Here is a 19555-nt window from a genome sequence, read left to right as displayed (position 1 = left end):
AGCGTTGCACAGGCACCAACTCCTGCGATATCGCTGGAATTTGGCGGCTGCCGGACGGTCCGGCCCTCCCCTGGAGCAAAGCGCGTTTAAACGGAAGCGCTCTTTTGCTCTCGCTCCTCGTTCGAACGCGTCGTTGCGATTGCCGGTATCCACCAAATCGTAAAGCGCCATAGGTGTTTTCCATGCGTATCCTGGCCATCGACACAGCCCTCGAAGCCTGCTCGGCCAGCGTGTTCGATTCCGACGACGGCGCCATCGTCTCGCAGACATTGCCGATGGCGCGCGGCCAGGCCGAGGCGCTGATTCCACTGGTGCGCGATGTCGTCGAGCGTTCGGGCGGGTTTGCCCTGATCGACCGGGTCGCCACCACGGTCGGGCCGGGTTCCTTCACCGGGCTGCGCGTCGCCATCTCGGCGGCGCGGGCCTTCGCCTTGTCGCTGCGCGTGCCCTGTGTCGGCATCTCCACCCTGGCGGCGATCGCCGCGCCCCATATCGACGAGAATGACGGCCAGCATGTCGCCGTCGCCATCGATGCGCGCCATGGCCATGTCTATTTCGAACTCTTCTCCAATCGCGGCCGCAGCATCGTCGAGGCCGGCTGCATCCCCTTGCGCGAGGCGGCCCGCGTGCTCGGCCCCGCGACGGTGAAGATGGCCGGGCCGGCTGCCCCGCTGCTGTTCGAGGAAGCCAAGGCCGCCGGTACGGCCGGCCAGATCGTCGATGCCAGCCCGGCGCCGGATATCGACTGGGTGGCCAGGCTCGGCCTACTCGCCGACCCCGCGGACTCGCCGCCCAGACCGACCTACCTCAAGCCGGCCGACGCGACGCCGCAGCAGAACGGCCAGATCGCGCGGCTATGAGGAGACGGCGATGAGCTGGTTCGGCCGCAAACAGCCTCCCGTCGTCACCGATGCCAGGGCCGGCGATGCAGCAGGTCTTGCCGCCATCCATGCCTCGGGTTTCGAACGCGGCTGGGATGCGCATGAGTTCGAGCGCATGCTGGCCGATCGCCTGACGATCGCCCATCTCTCCCGCCCGGGCGGCAAGGGAGCGCCGACGGGCTTTGCCCTGTCGCGCCTGGTGGTTGATGAGGCCGAGATCCTCACCGTCGCCGTCGCGCCATCCTCGCGACGCGCGGGACTGGCGACCCTGTTGCTGCAGCATCATCTCGGCCGGCTGGCAGCGGCAGGGGCGCACAAGGTGTTCCTGGAGGTCGCCGAAGACAATGTCGCGGCGCTCCACCTTTATCAGCGCCATGGCTTCAACGAGATCGCAAGGCGGCAAGCCTATTATGCCCGGGCCAAGGGACCGCCGGCGACGGCGATCATCATGGAGTTGGCATTGAGATGACCCCGCACGCGCAGCTAATCGCACCTTTTCTCTAACTCCTTGTTTTGGTGCGTTTTCTTCATCGAAAGCTCTATCAACTTTTCTGAAAAACGCTCTAGGACAACGGTCGGGCGAGATGGTAGACCGGCGAAGAAGCGCAACGGTCAGGTCTCCCTCGCCCTGCGAAGCGGGGAGAGGGTAAGGGTGAGGGGCTGCGCAAAGCGTCCAGACTATCCGGTCGCGCCGCCCCTCATCCTTACCCTCTCCCCGTAAGAACGGGGCGAAGGGGTGGCTGGCGTCGCGCCCTTCACTTTTCCCAGCGCCTATGGATGGAACGTCCGCGCGCCCGGCAAGCAAGGAGTTCACCATGGCCGATATGCGGCTCGTCGTAGCAGGCGCCTCCGGGCGCATGGGGCAGACCCTGATCCGCATGATCGCGGAGACGTCGGGCGTCGTGCTCGCCGGCGCCATCGAGCGAACGGGATCACCCGCCATCGGCCAGGATGCGGGCCGGCTTGCCGGGCTCGACGCCAACGGCGTCATCGTTACCGACGATCCGCTCAGCCTGCTGACCTCGGCCGAGGGCATCATCGACTTCACGGCCCCGGCCGCCACCGTCGAGCTGGCCGCTCTCGCGGCGCAGATGCGTATCGTGCATGTGATCGGCACCACCGGCCTGTCCAAGGAGGACTTTGCCCGTCTCAAGGCAGCGGCACGCCATGCGGTGATCGTGCAGTCCGGCAATATGAGCCTGGGCGTCAACCTGCTCGCCGCCGTGGTCAAGCGCGTCGCCAAGAGTCTGGATGCCGATTTCGACATCGAAGTCCTGGAAATGCACCACAACCGCAAGGTCGACGCCCCCTCGGGCACGGCCCTGATGCTAGGCCAGGCCGCCGCCGAGGGGCGCGGCATCGATCTCGACGCCAATGCCGACCGGGTGCGCGACGGCCATCCGGGCGCCCGCGAAAAGGGTCATATCGGCTTTGCGACACTGCGCGGCGGCACCGTGGTGGGCGAGCACAGCGTGATCTTCGCCGGCGAGAACGAACGGCTCGAATTCTCGCACAAGGCCGAAAGCCGCACCATGTTCGCCAGGGGCGCCCTCAAGGCCGTACTCTGGGGCTTCGGCCGCAAGCCGGGTTATTATTCGATGGCGGACGTGCTGGGGCTTGGAGATTTCTGAACGGGCGGAGCGCGGGCATCCTGCCCGCTCTTGCTCCCCTGCATGCATCTGCATTCAAAGAGCGGGCTGGAAGCCCGCGCTCCGATCAATCAAGCCGCGTGCGATGCCGGCTCCTCGCACAGGATCGAATAGAGGCCGGCCGCGTCGCTGGTGGCCCGCAGCTTCTGCACGATGCCGGGATCGCGCAGCATGCGGGCAATGCGCGACAAGGCGCGCAGATGATCGGCACCGGCGCTTTCGGGCGCCAGCAGCAGGAAGATGATGTCGACCGGCTGGCCATCCAGGGCCTCGAAGTCGATCGGGCGCTCAAGGCGGGCGAACAGGCCGAAGATCCGGTTGAACTTGGCCAGCTTGCCATGCGGAATGGCAATGCCGCTGCCGACGCCGGTCGATCCCAGGCGCTCTCTCTGGAGCAGCGTATCGAAGATTTCTCGCTCGCCCAGGCCGGTCAGTGCAGCAGCACGGTCGGCGATTTCCTGCAGAGCCTGCTTTTTCGAGTTTACTCTCAGCGCCGGAAGCACAGCATCCTGCGGCAGCAGATCACTCAAAGGCATCGCATTCCTCGTGGGGGTTCGAGCCGGGAGCCCATGCGAAAGGGCCGGCTCAATAGCTTGGCGCCCGCCCCTTCAGAACTATTCTTCGGAGGCGGGCGCTTGATCGGGTGGGCCTGTCAGGTCGACTCTGCCGTTGTCTGCGGCAGGTCGATCCAGCCAATATGGCCGTCGGGGCGGCGGTAAACCACGTTCACGCGGCCATGTCCAGCGTGACGGAAGACGAGGGCCGCGGCGCCGGTCAAATCGAGGTCGACAACGGCCTCGCTCACCGACAGGCGCTTCATCTTGGTGGTGTTCTCGGCCACGATCACCGGAGTGAACTCCTCGGCGGCGCTTTCCTCATCGCTCGGCGCCGTAATGACGTAGTCGGTGGACTCGGCCGCGGTCGCGTTGTCCGGACCGGCATGATAATCCTTGATGCGATGCTTGTAGCGTTTGAGCCGCTTGGTCAGGCGTTCCGTCGCCAGATCGACGCTGGCATGCGGGTCATGCGCGATCGATTCGGTCTGAAGGGTGAGCCCGGTGGGAAGGTGAATGCGGCAATCAGTCCGAAAACCTGTGCCCTCCTTCTTTACGGTGACTTGGCCGGTGTAGGATTGGTCAAAATATTTCGACAGGCTATCGGCGACCCGCGCTTGAACGTGGGTCCGCAAGGCTTCGCCAATGTCGAGATTTTGTCCTGAGACACGCAGCGTCATGCTTCGCTCCGCTTCTTGAGACGGCAGGCCAAGGGGCCTGCATCCGGGTGGTGACCCTTAGCGTGTGTCGTCAGTCATGGCTTGTGTCGATGAGGCCAAATCGCCTCCGCCAAACCCAAGCCATGACTGGCGACACACCCTGCGATCACCCCCTCATTAGGTAAGACCGTATGGCGGCGGCGTCAACGTTACATTATTTTCACGCCGCCATCCGAAGGCTGAAGGAGCGATCCGCGCGAAACGTCCCCAGGCTTCAATTTCCCAAACAAAATCAAAATACTATGGGAAATAGCAGGTCATTTTCGCATCAATAGTGGCGTGCGGCGTCCACAGGCGCATCGAAGGGCAGCCCGCGCTCATGGCGCTCGATCTGGCGCAGCACGAAACGCCCCACCGCGTCTTCGTCCGAGATCGCCGAGTTGTGGGGCGTAATCGTCACGCGCGGGTGCTCCCAGAGCGGGTTATCCACCGGAAGCGGCTCCGTCTCGAACACGTCCAGCGTCGCGGCCCGCAGCACGCCTTCGTCGAGCGCCGAGATGATGTCGGCCTCCACCTGCAGGCCGCCGCGGCCGGCATTCATCAGGATGGGGGCGCCGAGCACGCCGTCATGGGCAAGCTTCTCGAACAGGGCCCGGTTGAGGATGCCCCTGGTCTCCGGCGTCAGCGGCAGGAGGCTGACCAGGAGATCCGTGCGGCCAAGGAAGGCATCGAGCTCGTCGCCGGCATAGGTCTTCACGCCCTCGATCTGCTTGGGCGTCCGGCTCCAGCCGGCGACATCGAAGCCCATGGTCTTGAGTTTGCCGATGGCATCGACGCCGAGCACACCCAGCCCCATCACCCCCACCCGCAACTCGTGGGCCGCCGGCGAGGGCATCACCTCGCGCCAGAGCTTCTGGCGCTGCAGCAGATAGTAGTCGGCCTGGTTGCGCAGATGGATGAGGGCATGCATCACTACCCATTCGCTCATGCGGGTGGTGAGATTATCGTCCACCACGCGGCCGAGCGGCAGGTTGGGCAAGGTCGGATCGGACAAGACATGGTCGACGCCAGCACCGAGCGAGATGATGCCCTTCAGATTGGGCAGGCTCGCCAGCAGGCCCGGCGGCTGCTTCCAGACGGCCGCATAGGTGATGTCGGCGGGATTGCCGACATCGGGCCAGGCCCTAATGTCGCGCTCCGGCGCCAGGCGGCGCAGGCGCTCGAGCCAGGGCTCGACTTCCCACTGGGTGATGCACAGAAGTAGGGCCATGGGGGAAGTCTCCTGAAGCAAAGCGCGCCTTTGCGATTCCTGCCTTTTCCACCAAATCCCGCTCTGGAGGAAAGGGCCCGCCCCTCTTACAGAGCAAGCGAGGCCCTGCAAAGCCACTTCCCTGGGGCGGACTTGCTCGTCCATTGCTTTGTGGAGAAAGCGAAAGACGCGACGCCAGCCGCCTCCTTCGCCCCGTTCTTACGAGGAGAAGGTGAGGATGAGGGGCGGCGCGACATCATGGAATTGAGCGCTGCGTAGCCACTCACCTCTATCCTCTCCCCGTAAGAACGGGGCGAGGGGGCACACACGTCGAGTATCACCGGCATCCGATCATCTCGCCCAATCCTTCGTCCCAACACCGATGGACGTTCAACCGGCGCTCCCAGCCCTTTCGCAATCAAGCCCAGCGCTTTTCGTGATCGATCAGCCAGCGTTTGCGCCAGATGCCGCCGCCATAGCCGGTGAGCGCTCCGTCGGAGCCGACCAGGCGGTGGCAGGGCACGACGATGGCGAACGGATTGGCGCCATTGGCCCGGGCCACGGCGCGGAAGGCGGACGGGCGCTCCAGGCTTCCGGCCAAGGTGGCATAGGACAGGCAGATGCCGGCCGGAATCCGCCTCAATCCCTGCCAGACCTGCCTGGTGAACTCCGAGCCATGCATGGCGAGCGGCGTGGTGAAAACCGGCGAGCGGCCGGCAAAATAAGCGGCCAGCTCGGCCTCTATGCCGTCGATCGCCGCCGATCGCCCGAAGGCGATGGCCGAGCGTGCCGCCTTGCGCAGGCGCGCCAACTCGCCCGGCAGGGCCTTGCGATCGAAGAACTCGACGAGATGCAAAGCGTGGCGATCGCCGACTGCAAGCATGGCGCCGATGGGCGTGTCGATCCAATCAGCCTTGAGGAGGTCGCGCCCCTTGAGTTGGGGCGGGGTTTCCTCCACCGCGCGAATCAGGGCCTCGCGCACCTCCTGTTCGCGCCTCGAGCCCGCCTCGGCCCAGTCCTCGTCCTCGCTCCACGCATGCATGCCAGCTCGTCCTGCCTCGAAAGGCGCGAGAGTGCGTTGCCGGCCGCGGGCCGGCAACCCGATTCCTGCGACCTGTTACAGGCGCTGCCCGACATCGATGCGGTTGCCGTCGGGATCCTCGAAAACGAAGGCTCGCAGGCCGTAATCCTCGTTCTGCAGGCGTTTGATGATCCGCCGCCCATTGGCCTCGCACAGGGCATGGAGCGCATCGGCATCATCGACCATCAGATGCGCCACGTTGAAGGGCGGCGCCTTGTGGCCCGGCTGCAGCGTCAGATGCAGTTCCGCATCGTCGCGCTTGAGTATCATGAAGCCGACCTGATTGCCGTTTTCGAAGGTCTTGGCGAAGCCGAGGACGCCGACGTAGAAATCATGGGCGCGCCGGATGTCCTTGACGGGCAGCATGGCGGCGATCCGCCCGAAGCGGATGCCGTGTGGGGGCGATGTCGTTCATCGCTCAACCTCGATCTTTGGAGCGTGCAGCCCCTGTTCGGGCGGTGCCGGAACGGTTCCACGCTTCCATGTTGAAATCGGTGAGGCGGTGCCCACACATCGGTTATAACCAGGAAATTCCCGGCCGGATAGGGTATCGGCGCGGCCCTCAGCGCTTAAGAAAAAGCACCATCAGCGCCTCGTCGAGATAGGTGTTCCCGGCCTTGAGCGCCCGCGGTTCCACGCCATAGACCTCAAAGCCGAGACGGCGATAGAGCGCCAGGGCATTGTCATTGCCCTGCACGACTGCCAGGAGCAGTTGCTCCACCTCGCCGCGGGCGGCTTCGATCACCGCCGCCATCAGCGCGCCGGCAACGCCCTGCCCGCGCCACCCCGGCTCGACATAGACGCCCCAGACCTGACCTTTATGCCTGTCCTTGAGCCCGTCCTGTCGCCAATAGCCGGCCATGCCGACGATCTGACCGTCCCCATAGGCGCCGAACACCACGGACTGCGACAGCCGCTCGGCGAAGGCGGCTGCCGGCCTGACGACCTCGGCCGCATAGGTGCTGCCGAACGCCTCCGGCGCCGTGGCGAGCGCGGCGAGGCGAATGGTTCGATAATCGTCGCCATCAGCGGGGCCGAGGCGTCGGATGATGACGGACATTCAGATGACTTCCTTCCCGCTTGCTTGCTTTTCCGCGACATCCAGGAAACGCCGCAAGGCCGGCGCGCCATCGCCGTGACGCCAGGCCAGCCCGGTCTCGATCACGGGCGCGGCATCGCGCAAGGCCAGATAGCGCACGCCCTGGCGCTGCAGGCGCCGCAACGACTGCGGCACCAGCGCCAGCCCCATGCCGGCCGAGACGAGGCTGATGATCGTCTGCATCTGGATCGCCTCCTGCCTGACCGGCAGCAGCACGCCATGGGCGGCATAATAGCCGGAGACGAGGTCATGGAAAGCCGGCGCGCTGCGCCGCGGAAACAGGATCAGGGGCGCCGCCATCAGCGCGTCGATCGGCAGTGCCTGTCCCGTGAAACCCACGCGCCTCCGCTCGATCCAGGCCTCGGGCACGGCCGCGACCAGCGGTTCGCGCAGCAGTGGCCGGTAGTCGAGCGCCGCAGGCAGGCTCGTGCGCGAAGAGGCAATCACCATGCCGACATCGATCGTCCCTTCCAGCAGCGCCTCGACCTGGAGGTCGCTGGTCATTTCCATGAGGGCCAGTTGCACGGCCGGGTATCGCTCCCGGAAAGCGCTGACCATGTCAGGCAGCAGGCTGTAGTCGGCGGTCGAGACGAAGGCGAGCCGCAGCAGGCCCGCCTCCCCGCGCGAGAGGCGGCGGGCAATCTCCGGCAAGGCATTGGCGTCCTCCAGCACCCGCCGGGCATGCAGCTGCCATTCGCGCCCGACCGGCGTGAGTGCGACATGGCGCTTGGTGCGGACGAACAGCCTGACGCCGAGTTCGGCCTCAAGCGCCTGGATGGCCTGGCTGAGAGGCGGCTGCGTCATCGCCAGGCGCTCGGCGGCACGGCCGAAATGCAGTTCCTCCGCCACGGTGAGGAAATAACGCAGCTGCCGCAGATCCATGGTGTTCCTCCACGATGAGGTACCATCGCTCATTAATATATTTTTCGACCTAATATAGCCAGAAACATATATTTTACCAACGATTGGAACGGCTCTAGCATGGGTGGGATTTTGAAGGCGGGCCTTGCCCGTCGATGGAGGACCCCATGCCGTTCAACGAGCGTTCCCAGCACATCACCCAGGGCGTTGCCCGCTCCCCCAACCGGGCCATGTACTATGCCCTCGGCTATGAAAAAGCCGATTTCGACAAGCCGATGATCGGCATCGCCAACGGCCATTCCACCATCACGCCCTGCAATGCGGGCCTGCAGCCGCTGGCCGATGCGGCCGCGGCCGCCATCAAGGAAGCCGGCGGCAATCCGCAGCTCTTCGGCACGCCGACCATCTCGGACGGCATGTCGATGGGCACCGAGGGCATGAAATATTCGCTGGTCTCCCGCGAAGTCATCGCCGATTGCGTCGAGACCTCCGTGCAGGGCCAGTGGATGGATGGCGTGCTGGTGCTCGGCGGCTGCGACAAGAACATGCCGGGCGGCATGATCGGCATCCTGCGCGCCAATGCCCCGGCGATCTATGTCTATGGCGGCACCATCAAGCCCGGCCGCTGGAAGGGCCAGGACCTCTCCATCGTCTCCGCCTTCGAGGCGGTCGGCTCTTTCATGGCCGGCACCATGAGCCAGGAGGATTTCGAGGGCATCGAGCGCAATGCCTGCCCCACCACCGGCTCCTGCGGCGGCATGTACACCGCCAACACTATGAGCTCCTCCTTCGAGGCGCTCGGCATGGCCCTGCTCAACTCGGCCAACATGGCCAATCCCGACCAGGAGATCATCGACAGCGCCGCCGAGGCCGGCCGCGTGCTGGTGGAAGCGGTGAAGAAGGGCATCAAGCCGCGCGACATCGTCACCCGCAAGGCGATCGAGAACGCCGTGGCTCTGATCATGGCGACCGGCGGCTCGACCAATGCCGTGCTGCATTACCTCGCCATCGCCCATGCCGCCGAGGTCGAATGGACGCTCGACGATTTCGAACGCATGCGCCGCAAGGTGCCGGTGTTCTGCGACCTCAAGCCGTCCGGCAAATACATGGCAGTCGACCTGCACAAGGCCGGCGGCGTGCCGCAGGTGCTCAAGCTCCTGCTCAATGCCGGCCTCCTCCACGGCGATTGCCTCACCATCACCGGGCGTACCCTGGCCGAGGAACTGGCCGGGGTCCCGGACGCGCCGCGCGCCGACCAGGACGTCATCCACCCGATCGACAAGGCGCTCTACCGCGAGGGGCACCTAGCCATCCTCAAGGGCAATCTCGCCGAGGGCGGCGCCGTCGCCAAGATCACCGGCCTGAAGAGCCCCTATATCAGCGGCCCAGCCCGGGTCTTCGACGACGAAAAGTCGGCGATGGACGCGATTCTATCGGACGCGATCAAGCCTGGCGACGTCGTGGTGCTGCGTTATCTCGGCCCCAAGGGCGGGCCGGGCATGCCGGAAATGCTGGCGCCGACCTCGGCCATCATCGGCCGCGGCCTCGGCGACAGCGTCGGCCTGATCACCGACGGGCGCTTCTCGGGCGGCACCTGGGGCATGGTGGTCGGCCATGTCACGCCGGAGGCCTATGAGGGCGGCACCATCGCCCTGGTCCAGGAAGGCGACACCATCACCATCGATGCCCGCCGCCAGAGCTTGCAGCTGGAAGTCGACGAGGCCGAGCTCGCCAAGCGCCGCGCCGCCTGGCGCCAGCCCGCCCCGCGCTATACCCGCGGCGTGCTCGCCAAGTTCGCGGCGCTGGCCCGCCCGGCCAGTGAAGGGGCCGTCACGGGCTGAAGCGGCAAGAGGCGGACGAGGCGTCCGCGGTCCCAGCCGCGGCCGTTCACGTGCGAGCCTTGTCAGTGTCGCGCCGGAAACGATATGGCTGGGACCGCGGACATCCTGTCCGCCTCTTCACTTCATTGGGGCGCTTGATTAGGAAACGATCATTTCCTAATCTCGCTGCATGTCCATTTCCCTCACCGATTCCCCCCGCCAGGCTGGCCGCCCCCGGGAGTTCGATCTCGATGCCGCGCTCGACAAGGCCATCCTTGCCTTTCGCGAGCGCGGCTATCATGCCGCCTCGATCGCCGATCTCGGCAAGGCGATGGAGGTGTCGGCGGGCAGCCTCTACAAGGCCTTCAAGGACAAGCGCGCCATCTTCGTGGCAGCGCTCGAGCGCTATACCTCGCTGCGCAATACCGGCCTGCGCACCCGCATCCAGGGCCTGGCCACCGGCCGCGAAAGGCTGCGCGCCGTGCTCGATTTCTATGTCGATTCCGCCCATGATCTCGAAGGCCGCCGCGGCTGCCTTGTCGTCGGCAGCGCCGTCGAATTGGTGACCTTCGACGAGGACCTCTCCGAACTGGTCTCGCTGGCCCTGCGTCGCAACGAGGCGCTGCTGATCGAGTTGATCCGGCAGGGGCAGGCAGACGGCTCCGTCAATCCGCATCTCGGGGTCCATCAGGCGGCGCGCACCCTCCTGTGCGTCCTGCTCGGCATGCGGGTGATCGGCAAGACCGGCCGCCGGCATGACGACATGGCCGATATCACGGATCTCGCGCTAAAAGTGCTCGACTGATTTTTTTTGACCAATTCGGAAACGATCATTTCCAAATAAGGAGCTCTCGATCATGCAAGTGGGTTTTCTCGGTCTGGGCACCATGGGTTTTCCCATGGCCGCCAATCTGGTCAAGGCGGGCCACCGCGTGCGGGCCTGGAATCGCTCGCAGGAGCCGGTTGCCCGCCTCGCGGCACTGGGGGCCGAGCCGGCCGCCGCGCCGGCCGATGCGGCTGATGGCGCCGAGGTGCTGATCGCCATGCTGGCCGATGACGCGGCGAGCCGGGATGTCCTGCTTGCCCAGGGCACCTTGGACGCCCTCGCCAACGGCGCCGTCGTCGTGAATATGGCGACCGTCTCGGTCGCCTTCACCCGCGACATCGCCGCCGAGCATGCGGCCCGCAGCCTCTCCTATATCGCCGCCCCGGTGCTCGGGCGCGTGAATGTGGCGGAGGCCGGCCAGCTCAACATCCTGGCGGCCGGCGAAGCCGCCCAGTTCGATCGCGTCCAGCCGCTGTTCGACGTGCTGGGCCAGAAGACCTGGCGCTTCGGCGACCGGCCCGAGCAGGCGGCTGCCGTGAAGCTCGCCGCCAATTTCATGATCGCCAGCGCCATCGAGACCATGGCCGAGGCGTCGACGCTGGCAGCGGGCCACGGCGTCGCCAAAACCGCCTTCCTGGAGATGCTGACCTCCACCATCTTCGCCGCGCCGCCCTATAAGGGCTATGGCGCCGCCATTGCGGAGGAGCGCTTCGAGCCCGCCGGCTTCAAGCTCTCGCTCGGCCTGAAGGATGTGCGCCTCGCTCTCGAGGCGGCCGATGCCGTCAACGTGCCCCTGCCCTTCGCCGGCGTGCTGCGCGACAACCATCTCGACGCCCTCGCCCATGGCGAAGGCCATCTCGACTGGGCCGCGCTCTCGCGCGTCGCCGAACGGCGCGCTGCGCAGAAGTGATCGCAGAGCGAGCGATCAGGCCGCGGATGCGGCGGCCTCCAGGGCCGTCGAGGCCCGCTGCAGGATCTCGGCCTTGAGGTCATTGGCATCGCCGGCCTTGGCCCAGGCCTGGACGGCGATGTCGACGCCCTTTTCGGTGAAGCCGGACAACACGATCGAGGCTGCCGGCAGCGGCAGCACCCGGCCGTCGCGGCTGAGGAAATCGCGGATCGCGCCCGACACCGCCTCGGCATTGCCGCCATAGGGCACGGGCACCTTCACATTGACGCTGCGGGTGGGATAGGCCGAGACATTGGTGATCGGAGAGCCCCAGACCTGCCCGTTCGGAATCAGAACCTGCACATTGTCGCCGCTGGCGAGTTCGGTCATGAACAGGTTGAGGTTCTTGACCGTGCCGGCCTTACCGGCCACCTCGATGCTGTCGCCGAGCTGGAAAGGCCGGAACAGCAGCAGCATCACGCCGGCCGCCATGTTGGAAAGCGTGCCCTGCAAAGCCAGCCCGATGGCCAGCGAAGCGGCACCCAGCACGGCGACGAGGCTGGTGGCCTGGATGCCGATCACCTGCAGGATCAGGATGAAGACCAGCACCAGCACCCCATAGCGCACCAGGCTCGACAGGAAGGCGGTGACGATCGGATCCATGCGCGATGTCGCCGTGAGGGCCCTGGTCGTCAGACGCTCCAGCATGCCGGCGGCCCACCAGCCGACCAGCATGATCACGAGGGCCCCCAGGCAGTTGATGCCATAGAGGATGAACAGGTTTCCAAGTCCATTGAGATCGATCGGCAAGGGAAGCCTCCTGGGTGGGCAGCGGGCGGCCCTCCCGATAGCATGCCCGCACCGTCCGCCTAAAGCCCCCCGGAGCGTTTTGCGTTTTGATGGAATCACCAACAGCCGCAAAGACGCGTCGAACCAGAGAGTTAGAGCAAGCGAGCGCCCGCACTTGAACGCGTTTTGCTCCGGGGTTCATCGCGTTCGGCAGGCCTCACCAAAACACATCGAAACAAAGCATTGGAACAGATCCATGCTCAGTAGAGAAAGCGTTCGCGCCAGCGCGATGATCATCTTTTCATGGTCGTTACTGTCGCAACCATCCGGCCTGCGAGCTCCGGCACCGGGGCCGTGATTCGGGCCGGCGGACCCCGCCGCGCCGCCTGGGCACAACTCCAGGTCGCGGATCTCCTCGCAACTTAATACCGTTGACTATCACGGCGACGTGAAGCGCCACGCCACTATAACCAACAAGTATTAAGCTGCCGGTTTAATTCTCTAATCCGTCTGGGCAGCTTTCAGAGGTAGGAAATTACGGGGTATGCTGCCCGACAGATAAGGCCCAGTCATCTCTCAAATCTGCGGGGGAATACTATGCGTTTCCTGTTTCTTCCCCGAGTTACGAGAACACATTACCCGTTCCTCGAAGAATTATTGTCTCTGCATATACCTTATGCGGATTGGCTGCGCCTGGTGGCCGATTGGCGCGAGGCGGGCAAGGCGCAGGGCTTCACCGTCCGCTACATGACGGTCAATCCCTATGAATTGCGCCGCTGGCTTCCGGCAGGTCCAGGCCCCGCCAGCCTCGCCCAGCTCCTGCAATTCACCGACTGGGTTGGCAATGGCCGGTCGGGCGACCCGTTCGCGTCTACGAAAGTGCCCGGCAATCTGGACACGAAGCCTCCCGGCGGCACGTCTCGCTCCGGCGGGCCGACCGGCTCTTCCTGGGAAGCTCGCGAGGAGAACAGAGACCTGCGGACCGCCCTTTCCTGACGCGCTCAGGCCTGGGGCCTTGCCTCGTCCAGGATCCAGTCCAGCACGGCCTGCTCATGCGGTGCAAGCGCCCGGCCGGCCGGGCTGGTGACGAAATGGCCGCGCTCGCCGGCAAGTTCGATGTCCGACAGCGACCGGAGTCGGCCTTCCGCCAGGATCGCATCCGCCAGGGGACGAGAGGCCAAAACCACCCCCGCTCCGGCCTTGGCTGCTTCCAGCGCCACCACGAAACTGTCGAAGACCAAGGCGGGCCGGCCCGGCGTCCCGATGCCGGCCCGGGCGAACCAGTCCGGCCACATCTCCCGGCCGCCGGCGACCGAGAGCAGGGGCAGGCGTGTCCAGTGCCGGAGATCCGGCAGACCTCCCAGCAGTGCAGGCGCCGCCGCCGGCACCAGGCGTTCCCAGGTCAGGCGATGGCTGTCACGTCCTTCGAACGCCCCCATGCCGAAACGGATGTCGAAGCCTTCGCGATCATCGGCATAGTCGGCCGGGACATGCACGGTCGAGAGGGTCAGGCGGATCTGCGGAAAGGCGGCAGCAAAGGCCGGTACACGCGGCGCCAGCCAGAGTAGGGCAAAGGAGATCGGGCAACGCAGGTCGACCGTCTGGCCGCCGCGCCGACCGAACAATTCTGTGGTGCTGCGCGCAAGCGCCCTGAACACCCCCTGGATATGGGGCAGATAGGCGCCGGCCTCCGGCGTCAGTTCCACGCCCCTCCGCTGGCGCGTGAACAACGCCGCACCGAGTTCGGCCTCCAGGTTGCGGATATGCTGGCTGACCGCGGCCTGGGTCAGGCCGAGTTCCTCGCCGGCCGCGGTGAAATTGAGGTGGCGGGCACAGGCCTCGAAGGTGCGCAGCCAGGCGAGCGGCGGAAGGCGGGATGATTCTGCCATAATGGAAATGATGTCATCTGCACATTTTTCATTATTTGTACGATGGCAGATGCTCTCGCACAATGGTCGCGATCCAGATGGGAGGCCATGCGATGACGGCGGAAACAATTGAAATCCTGGACAAAGGGCGTGCCCTGCGTGTGCGCTGGAGCGATGGCGAAAGCGCTCGCTTCCACGCGATCTGGCTGCGCGACAATGCCCTCGATCCCCGCACCCGCAGCAGCGCCAATGGCCAGCGCCTGATCACGGTGCTCGACATTCCGGCCGATACAGTGATCGCCTCGGCCGAACTCACCGCCGGGGGCGATATCGCCATCACCTTCGCCCCCGAGCAGTACCAGGCCGTGTTTCCCGCCTTCTGGCTGCGCAAACACGGCTACGACAAGCCGGCTCCCGCCGGGAATGGCTGGCTCGGCCCTGAGATCGAGCCCTGGGACGCCGGCCTGCAGGGCCAGGTTCCCACCGCCTCTTATGACCGTCTGCGCCAGGACCGGGCCGCGCTCGGCGCCTGGCTCGGCGCGGTGCAGCGTTTCGGCTTTGCCGTGGTGACTGATATGCCGACCCATTCGGGCGGATTGTGCGAGGTCGCCGACCTGTTCGGCTATGTGCGCGAGACCAATTACGGCCGCTGGTTCGAGGTACGGGCCGAGGTCAACCCGACCAACCTCGCTTACACCAATCTCGGCCTGCAAGCCCATACCGACAATCCCTATCGCGACCCGGTGCCGACGCTGCAATTGCTGGCCTGCCTGGAAAACTCCGTCGAGGGCGGCGATTCCATCGTGGTCGACGGCTTCGCCGTGGCCAGGCGCCTGCAGGCCGAGGATCCCAAGGCTTTCGACTTGCTGAGCCGCCATGCCGTGCGCTTCGAATATGCCGGCTCCTCGGGCGTGTGCCTGCGCTCCAAGCGTCCCTTCATCGAACTCGGCCCCGATGGCGAGATGATCGCCATCCGCTTCAACAACCGCTCGGCCGCCGCCTTCACCGACATACCCTATGAGGAAATGGCCGCCTTCTATGCCGCCTATCGGCTCTTTGCCGAGATCCTGGAAGATCCCACCATGGAAGTGAGCTTCAAGCTCAGGCCGGGCGAACTCTTCATCGTCGACAACACCCGCGTCATGCATGCCCGCAAGGCTTTCTCGGGCAGCGGCAAGCGCTGGCTCCAGGGCTGCTATGCCGACAAGGACGGCCTGCTCTCCACCCTCGCGGCCATCCGGGCCGAAACCCGCCGGGAGGCCGCCGAATGACCACGCCAACTCTCGACGCCGTCACCATCGTGCCCTTCCTCGCCGACATCTTCGAGCGGCGGGGCGCCGAGGAATATCTCGGCGAGCCCGTGACCATGGCCGAGCACATGCTGCAGGGCGCCTGGTTCGCCGAGCAGGAAGGCGCCAGCGACGAACTGGTCGCCGCCGCGCTGCTCCACGATGTCGGCCATTTCACCAGCGAGTTCGGCGCCTATTCGCCCGATGACACCGAGGACAAGCATCATGACGATGCCGGTGCCGAGGTGCTGGCGCCGTTCTTCCCCAAGGTCGTCACGGAATGCGTGCGGCTGCATGTGGCGGCCAAGCGCTATCTGTGCGCCACCGATCCGAGCTACGACGCCAAGCTCTCTCCCGCCTCGCGCCATACGTTACAGCTGCAGGGCGGCCCGATGGACGCGGCCGAGATTGCGCAATTCCGCTCCAGTCCCTTCTACAAGGAGGCCGTGCGGGTCCGGCTCTGGGACGAAGCCGGCAAGGTCGCCGGCCTCAAGACCCGCCGCTTCGGCGACTATGCCCCGCTGCTGCAGCGCGTGGTCGACCGCTTCCTGGCGGATGGCACCCCTCAGGCCGGCAGCGCGCCAGCCAGATAGCCGGCCCAGCGCGCGGCGCCGTCGGGCGTGGCGATCAGGTCGTTGCGGATCTCGATCAGGATGGCCGGATTGCCGCGCTGGTCGCCATGAACAGGGATGGCATAGTCGTTGCCGTCGATGACATAGGGCACATTGGCCTCGACCAGCAGCCCGGGCGCGGCGCCGCGCAGCCCATCGATCACCTCCTGGCCCATCGCAGCGGCCTGCGCAAACAGCACCCCGGCATGCCAGGGGCGCTGTTTCCCATGGAAGACCGGGGTATAGGAGTGGATCGCCACGATCACGCTCCCTTCTCCGCGCGCCTGCCGGGCATCGAGAAAGCGCGCCACGCCCTGGTGGAAAGGGTGGAACATCACGGCTTCGCGCCTTTCCCGCTCGGCCAGGCCGAGGTCGCGATTGCCGGGGATTTCCGTCGCCTCCGACACCAACGGGATGCTGCTCGCCGCGCCGAGCGGCCGGTTCAAATCGATCAGCAGGCGCGAATAGCCGGCCAGGAAAGCGGGCGCGTCGAGCAGGCGCGCCAGATGGCGCGTGACCTCTGCCGCGCCGACATCCCAGGCGATATGCCGGCCCAGATCCACCGGCCCCAGGCCCAGCCCGCCATACTCGGCCGGCATATGGTTGGAGGCATGCTCGCAGATCAGCACGATCGGCGAACGCCCTGCTTGGTTGACGATCTCGAGGGCGGGCGGCCAATCGGCATTGTCGAGGGCGGGCTCGTGCTGCATCCGGGAATTCGGCATTCAATGGTCCTGGACATCATTGGGGATAGGTTGTTGCGCGCCCTTTTCGCTGACCGTGACGCCAACGCTGCTGCGAATGTCCTCAAGCGCCTGGATGCGCCGCTTGACGGCATCGCCGCTGCGCATGACGGCGTGCAGGGACAGGGCCTCCAACTGGGCGAGGGCCGGCACCAGCGTGTCATAAGGCGAATTCACCTCGCTCGGCGCGATGAAGACAACCTCGGCCTTTTCAGCCACCGGCGACAGCCATTGATCGGTGAACAGGATCAGCCTGACACCGCGCTCAGCCGCCTGGGTGGCAAAGCGGACGATGTCGGTCTGGTAGCGGCGGTAGTCGAAGACGATCAGCACGTCGCGGTTGCCAAGTTCCAGCAGGAGATCGAAGCTTTCGGCCGAAAAGCGCGCGAGGTCCGTCACCTGCCCCCGGAACTGGCCGAGATAGCCCGCGAGGATGCCGGCCAGATGCCGGCTGAAACGGCCGCCGAGCAGCAGCACCCGCCCCTTCGCCGCCATGATGAGATCCACGGCCTGGTCGTAGTTCTGCGCCGGCACCGCCGTTTCGGTCTCGGCAACGCGATGGGCGACCGACTGAAGATAGGTCTGTACCGTGGCCGGGCCGTCGCCGGCCGTCCGCTTGGTTTCGAACATCAGCAAGGGCGATTGCAGCCTCGCCTCGATTTCGGTGATCAGCATGGCCTGCAAATCGGCGAAGCTCTCGAAGCCCAGCTTGGCGGATAGCCGCGCCACGGTCGGATCGCTGACGCCGGCCCGCTTGGCGAGGTTGGAGGCCGTCCCCAGGCCTGAGGTCGGATAGTCGGCCAGCAGGGCCTGCACGATCTTGCCCTCGGCCGGCGTGAGGTTGAGTCCGCTCTGCGTCAGCAGGTCTTTCAGAGGCATGATCGGCGGCCCTCGTTATGTTAGAGTTTTGACATAAATATCGATTGCCCGTCAAATATGAAAAAATATTGACAGGCATGGCCTGCGATGCTTTCTTCGCTTTCAGCAAGCAGCTCGTGCGAAAAAGCAAGCGATACGCGGGGATCCCGGTCCCCGGCCTGCCGTTTCCGCGTTCCACGAATTCTGTCCGCACAATGCGCGTGGCTTCGGCAGTCATGCCGCGCGCAAACAATGACGGCTGTCGTCCATCCGAAAACATCATGGCCTCGTCGCACGCCATGCCGGCGCGCCGCGTGTCCTGAAACTGTGGGGTAGCATGAGCGGGAATGACGGGAAGACATCACGCAAGCTGAAATTGTGGGAGGCCCTGGCGCTCTCCCTGGGATTGATGGGACCGACCCTGGCGATGGGCGGCAACGGCCAGGGGCTGATCGATTCCGTCGGCAAGGCCATCCCCCTCGTCTTCGTCTTCGGCCTGGTCGGCGTGGCGCTGATCGCCTATGGCTTCATCCGGCTGACCCGCTACTACAACCATGCCGGCAGTGCCTATGCCCTGGTCGGCGCGACCGTCGGGCCCCGCGCCGGCTTCTTTTCCGGTTTTGCCCTGCTCGGCACCTATGTCTTCTTCTCGATCTGCACGCTGGCGGCGCTGGGCGCCTTCGCGAACGCCTTGCTGGCCGCCCTGCAGCACGGCGCTGACAAGCCCTACCAGCTGCCCTGGATCGTGCCAGCCCTCGCCGGAGCCCTGCTTTCCGTCTATTTCAGCACGCGCGACACCCGCACCATCTCCAAGGTCCTGCTGCTGGTCGAGGGCATCGGTATCGTCTTCATGATCATCCTCACCGCGACGATCTTCGCCAAGGGCGGCGCGCCGACGACCCATGTCGACTTCTCCAGCTTCAGCCTGGATGGCGTCGGCTTCCAGGCTGTCGCTGCCGCCGTTGTGGCTGCCTTCCTGTCCTGGGCCGGCTTCGAAGGCTGCGCGACGCTGGGCGAGGAAACCGACGATCCCAAGCGCAACATCCCCCTCGCCTTGCTCGGCTCGGTCGTGCTGACGGGTGCCTTGTTCGTCATCGTGATGTTCGCCCAGACCATCGGCTTCGGCACGGATGCGGCGGGCCTGGCGGCCTTCAAGGGCTCCGGCAACACGCTCGGCGCCCTGGCCGAGACCTATCTCGGCCGGCCGGTGGCGTTGATCCTGATCTTCTCGGCCGTCCTAGCCGCCTTCGGCTCGCATCTTTCCTCCGTCGCCACCGCCAGCCGCCTGTTGTTCGCTCTGTCCCGGGACGGCTTCGGCCCCCGGATCCTCGGCGCGCTCGACAGCCGGCACGGCCAGCCGCGCAACGCCGTATGGGTGGTGCTGGCGGTGACGGCCATCGTCGATCTCATCGCCTATCTCACCGCCCGCCCGAATATCGGCACGGGGGACCTCGCCATCGACGCCTATTTCCACTTCGCCATCATCGGCTCGGTCTGCCTGATGGTGGTCTATCTGATGGTCGAGGTCGGCGTTACCAGGCTGATCCTCAGCGGCCAGGTCGCCATTCCCAAATGGGAACTCGTCATTCCCGTCCTGGGCATGGCCGTGATCGTGACCGCGCTCTATTTCAACCTCGTCGGACCGTTCGATCCCTTCGCGGCGCCGGTGCTGGCGCTCGGCTGGTGCGTCCTGGGATTGCTGGTCACGCTCTGCGCGCCGAGCATGGTGCGCAGCATCGGCAACCGCCTCGCCGGCGAACTGGGAGCACCCAGCAAGAGCTGACGCCAATTCAGCCGGGGCGCATCCGCGCGCTCCGGCTTCCGTTACA

The 19555-nt window shown here is 65.6% G+C and carries 21 protein-coding genes; 10 read left to right on the top strand and 11 right to left on the bottom strand.

What is annotated here, in order from left to right; all coding sequences use genetic code 11:
- The first annotated feature begins 182 nt into the window (after positions 1-182).
- The 3 genes from tsaB (at position 183) to dapB (ending at position 2512) form a co-directional block, all read left to right on the top strand.
- On the top strand, positions 183-860 hold the full coding sequence (gene tsaB / locus ACTJKX_RS16310; RefSeq protein WP_311943862.1) for a tRNA (adenosine(37)-N6)-threonylcarbamoyltransferase complex dimerization subunit type 1 TsaB: 678 nt from the start codon (positions 183-185) through the stop codon (positions 858-860).
- Positions 861-870: 10 nt separating this feature from the next.
- Positions 871-1350 (top strand): ribosomal protein S18-alanine N-acetyltransferase, encoded by a 480-nt coding sequence (gene rimI / locus ACTJKX_RS16305; RefSeq protein ID WP_394315263.1) that lies wholly within the window; start codon positions 871-873, stop codon positions 1348-1350.
- A 346-nt stretch (positions 1351-1696) separates the two neighbouring features.
- Positions 1697-2512 carry a 4-hydroxy-tetrahydrodipicolinate reductase gene (dapB, locus tag ACTJKX_RS16300; protein ID WP_394314080.1) on the top strand — a complete coding sequence of 272 codons (816 nt, stop codon included), beginning with the start codon at positions 1697-1699 and terminating at the stop codon, positions 2510-2512.
- Positions 2513-2601: 89 nt separating this feature from the next.
- Here dapB and ptsN read toward each other — a convergent pair whose 3' ends face one another.
- From ptsN to ACTJKX_RS16265, 7 genes are all read right to left on the bottom strand, one after another.
- Entirely contained in the window at positions 2602-3066 is a 465-nt protein-coding gene (gene ptsN, locus ACTJKX_RS16295; protein ID WP_311943858.1) for a PTS IIA-like nitrogen regulatory protein PtsN, read from the bottom strand.
- A gap of 116 nt (positions 3067-3182) precedes the next feature.
- The gene (gene hpf, locus ACTJKX_RS16290; protein WP_068290666.1) at positions 3183-3764 is read right to left on the bottom strand and encodes a ribosome hibernation-promoting factor, HPF/YfiA family; all 582 of its coding nucleotides are present in this window, start codon (positions 3762-3764) and stop codon (positions 3183-3185) included.
- A 307-nt stretch (positions 3765-4071) separates the two neighbouring features.
- Positions 4072-5013: a 2-hydroxyacid dehydrogenase gene (locus ACTJKX_RS16285; protein WP_394314082.1), complete on the bottom strand. Its 942-nt coding sequence runs from the start codon at positions 5011-5013 to the stop codon at positions 4072-4074.
- A 397-nt stretch (positions 5014-5410) separates the two neighbouring features.
- Positions 5411-6034, bottom strand: a complete 624-nt coding sequence (locus ACTJKX_RS16280) for a methylated-DNA--[protein]-cysteine S-methyltransferase (RefSeq protein WP_415087300.1) — start codon at positions 6032-6034, stop codon at positions 5411-5413.
- Positions 6035-6109: 75 nt separating this feature from the next.
- Entirely contained in the window at positions 6110-6439 is a 330-nt protein-coding gene (locus tag ACTJKX_RS16275; protein ID WP_440725885.1) for a VOC family protein, read from the bottom strand.
- A 196-nt stretch (positions 6440-6635) separates the two neighbouring features.
- The gene (locus ACTJKX_RS16270) at positions 6636-7133 is read right to left on the bottom strand and encodes an N-acetyltransferase family protein (protein WP_440725884.1); all 498 of its coding nucleotides are present in this window, start codon (positions 7131-7133) and stop codon (positions 6636-6638) included.
- On the bottom strand, positions 7134-8054 hold the full coding sequence (locus ACTJKX_RS16265; RefSeq protein ID WP_440725883.1) for a LysR family transcriptional regulator: 921 nt from the start codon (positions 8052-8054) through the stop codon (positions 7134-7136). It abuts the gene before it with no gap.
- A 146-nt stretch (positions 8055-8200) separates the two neighbouring features.
- On the opposite strand from ACTJKX_RS16265, the gene ilvD reads away from it, so the two are divergent.
- From ilvD to ACTJKX_RS16250, 3 genes are all read left to right on the top strand, one after another.
- A complete protein-coding gene (ilvD, locus tag ACTJKX_RS16260; RefSeq protein ID WP_440725882.1) occupies positions 8201-9874 on the top strand; it encodes a dihydroxy-acid dehydratase in 1674 nt (557 codons plus the stop codon).
- A 169-nt stretch (positions 9875-10043) separates the two neighbouring features.
- Positions 10044-10658, top strand: a complete 615-nt coding sequence (locus ACTJKX_RS16255; RefSeq protein ID WP_440725881.1) for a TetR/AcrR family transcriptional regulator — start codon at positions 10044-10046, stop codon at positions 10656-10658.
- A gap of 13 nt (positions 10659-10671) precedes the next feature.
- A complete protein-coding gene (locus ACTJKX_RS16250; protein ID WP_440725947.1) occupies positions 10672-11589 on the top strand; it encodes an NAD(P)-dependent oxidoreductase in 918 nt (305 codons plus the stop codon).
- 15 nt (positions 11590-11604) lie between these two features.
- Here the strand turns inward: ACTJKX_RS16250 and ACTJKX_RS16245 are convergent, their stop codons facing one another.
- Complete coding sequence (locus ACTJKX_RS16245; protein WP_440725880.1) at positions 11605-12378, bottom strand: mechanosensitive ion channel family protein; 774 nt, start codon at positions 12376-12378, stop codon at positions 11605-11607.
- Positions 12379-13014: 636 nt separating this feature from the next.
- On the opposite strand from ACTJKX_RS16245, the gene ACTJKX_RS16240 reads away from it, so the two are divergent.
- A complete protein-coding gene (locus tag ACTJKX_RS16240) occupies positions 13015-13353 on the top strand; it encodes a hypothetical protein (protein ID WP_394314096.1) in 339 nt (112 codons plus the stop codon).
- A 5-nt stretch (positions 13354-13358) separates the two neighbouring features.
- Here the strand turns inward: ACTJKX_RS16240 and ACTJKX_RS16235 are convergent, their stop codons facing one another.
- On the bottom strand, positions 13359-14246 hold the full coding sequence (locus ACTJKX_RS16235; RefSeq protein ID WP_394314097.1) for a LysR family transcriptional regulator: 888 nt from the start codon (positions 14244-14246) through the stop codon (positions 13359-13361).
- A gap of 92 nt (positions 14247-14338) precedes the next feature.
- Here ACTJKX_RS16235 and tmpA point away from each other — a divergent pair, with 92 nt between their 5' ends.
- Entirely contained in the window at positions 14339-15496 is a 1158-nt protein-coding gene (gene tmpA / locus ACTJKX_RS16230) for a 2-trimethylaminoethylphosphonate dioxygenase (protein ID WP_440725879.1), read from the top strand.
- Positions 15493-16107, top strand: a complete 615-nt coding sequence (gene tmpB / locus ACTJKX_RS16225; protein ID WP_440725878.1) for a (R)-1-hydroxy-2-trimethylaminoethylphosphonate oxygenase — start codon at positions 15493-15495, stop codon at positions 16105-16107. The genes tmpA and tmpB overlap by 4 nt, the downstream gene beginning before the upstream one ends.
- On the opposite strand, the gene ACTJKX_RS16220 is transcribed toward tmpB, so the two are convergent.
- Both ACTJKX_RS16220 and ACTJKX_RS16215 read right to left on the bottom strand, forming a co-directional pair.
- Positions 16080-16850, bottom strand: a complete 771-nt coding sequence (locus ACTJKX_RS16220; protein WP_440725877.1) for an N-formylglutamate amidohydrolase — start codon at positions 16848-16850, stop codon at positions 16080-16082. The genes tmpB and ACTJKX_RS16220 overlap by 28 nt on opposite strands.
- Complete coding sequence (locus ACTJKX_RS16215; RefSeq protein ID WP_394314104.1) at positions 16851-17747, bottom strand: MurR/RpiR family transcriptional regulator; 897 nt, start codon at positions 17745-17747, stop codon at positions 16851-16853. It abuts the gene before it with no gap.
- Between the two features lie 316 nt (positions 17748-18063).
- Between ACTJKX_RS16215 and ACTJKX_RS16210 the strand changes: the two genes are divergently transcribed.
- Positions 18064-19509 (top strand): APC family permease, encoded by a 1446-nt coding sequence (locus ACTJKX_RS16210; protein WP_440725876.1) that lies wholly within the window; start codon positions 18064-18066, stop codon positions 19507-19509.
- Positions 19510-19555 lie beyond the last annotated feature (46 nt).

It is taken from the genome of Labrys sp. 22185, assembly GCF_052045555.1.
Lineage (GTDB): Bacteria > Pseudomonadota > Alphaproteobacteria > Rhizobiales > Labraceae > Labrys > Labrys neptuniae.
The sequence above is the reverse complement of the archived record's forward strand: the minus strand, read 5'-3'. Positions and strand labels throughout refer to the sequence as shown.

What these genes read in the sequence shown, in the direction of transcription:
- tsaB (WP_311943862.1), top strand. Translation starts at nt 183, where the DNA reads ATGCGTATCCTGGCCATCGACACAGCCCTCGAAGCCTGCTCGGCCAGC.
- rimI (WP_394315263.1), top strand. Translation starts at nt 871, where the DNA reads ATGAGCTGGTTCGGCCGCAAACAGCCTCCCGTCGTCACCGATGCCAGG.
- dapB (WP_394314080.1), top strand. Translation starts at nt 1,697, where the DNA reads ATGGCCGATATGCGGCTCGTCGTAGCAGGCGCCTCCGGGCGCATGGGG.
- ptsN (WP_311943858.1), bottom strand. Translation starts at nt 3,066, where the DNA reads ATGCCTTTGAGTGATCTGCTGCCGCAGGATGCTGTGCTTCCGGCGCTG.
- hpf (WP_068290666.1), bottom strand. Translation starts at nt 3,764, where the DNA reads ATGACGCTGCGTGTCTCAGGACAAAATCTCGACATTGGCGAAGCCTTG.
- ACTJKX_RS16285 (WP_394314082.1), bottom strand. Translation starts at nt 5,013, where the DNA reads ATGGCCCTACTTCTGTGCATCACCCAGTGGGAAGTCGAGCCCTGGCTC.
- ACTJKX_RS16280 (WP_415087300.1), bottom strand. Translation starts at nt 6,034, where the DNA reads ATGCATGCGTGGAGCGAGGACGAGGACTGGGCCGAGGCGGGCTCGAGG.
- ACTJKX_RS16275 (WP_440725885.1), bottom strand. Translation starts at nt 6,439, where the DNA reads ATGCTGCCCGTCAAGGACATCCGGCGCGCCCATGATTTCTACGTCGGC.
- ACTJKX_RS16270 (WP_440725884.1), bottom strand. Translation starts at nt 7,133, where the DNA reads ATGTCCGTCATCATCCGACGCCTCGGCCCCGCTGATGGCGACGATTAT.
- ACTJKX_RS16265 (WP_440725883.1), bottom strand. Translation starts at nt 8,054, where the DNA reads ATGGATCTGCGGCAGCTGCGTTATTTCCTCACCGTGGCGGAGGAACTG.
- ilvD (WP_440725882.1), top strand. Translation starts at nt 8,201, where the DNA reads ATGCCGTTCAACGAGCGTTCCCAGCACATCACCCAGGGCGTTGCCCGC.
- ACTJKX_RS16255 (WP_440725881.1), top strand. Translation starts at nt 10,044, where the DNA reads ATGTCCATTTCCCTCACCGATTCCCCCCGCCAGGCTGGCCGCCCCCGG.
- ACTJKX_RS16235 (WP_394314097.1), bottom strand. Translation starts at nt 14,246, where the DNA reads ATGGCAGAATCATCCCGCCTTCCGCCGCTCGCCTGGCTGCGCACCTTC.
- tmpA (WP_440725879.1), top strand. Translation starts at nt 14,339, where the DNA reads ATGACGGCGGAAACAATTGAAATCCTGGACAAAGGGCGTGCCCTGCGT.
- tmpB (WP_440725878.1), top strand. Translation starts at nt 15,493, where the DNA reads ATGACCACGCCAACTCTCGACGCCGTCACCATCGTGCCCTTCCTCGCC.
- ACTJKX_RS16220 (WP_440725877.1), bottom strand. Translation starts at nt 16,850, where the DNA reads ATGCCGAATTCCCGGATGCAGCACGAGCCCGCCCTCGACAATGCCGAT.
- ACTJKX_RS16215 (WP_394314104.1), bottom strand. Translation starts at nt 17,747, where the DNA reads ATGCCTCTGAAAGACCTGCTGACGCAGAGCGGACTCAACCTCACGCCG.
- ACTJKX_RS16210 (WP_440725876.1), top strand. Translation starts at nt 18,064, where the DNA reads ATGAGCGGGAATGACGGGAAGACATCACGCAAGCTGAAATTGTGGGAG.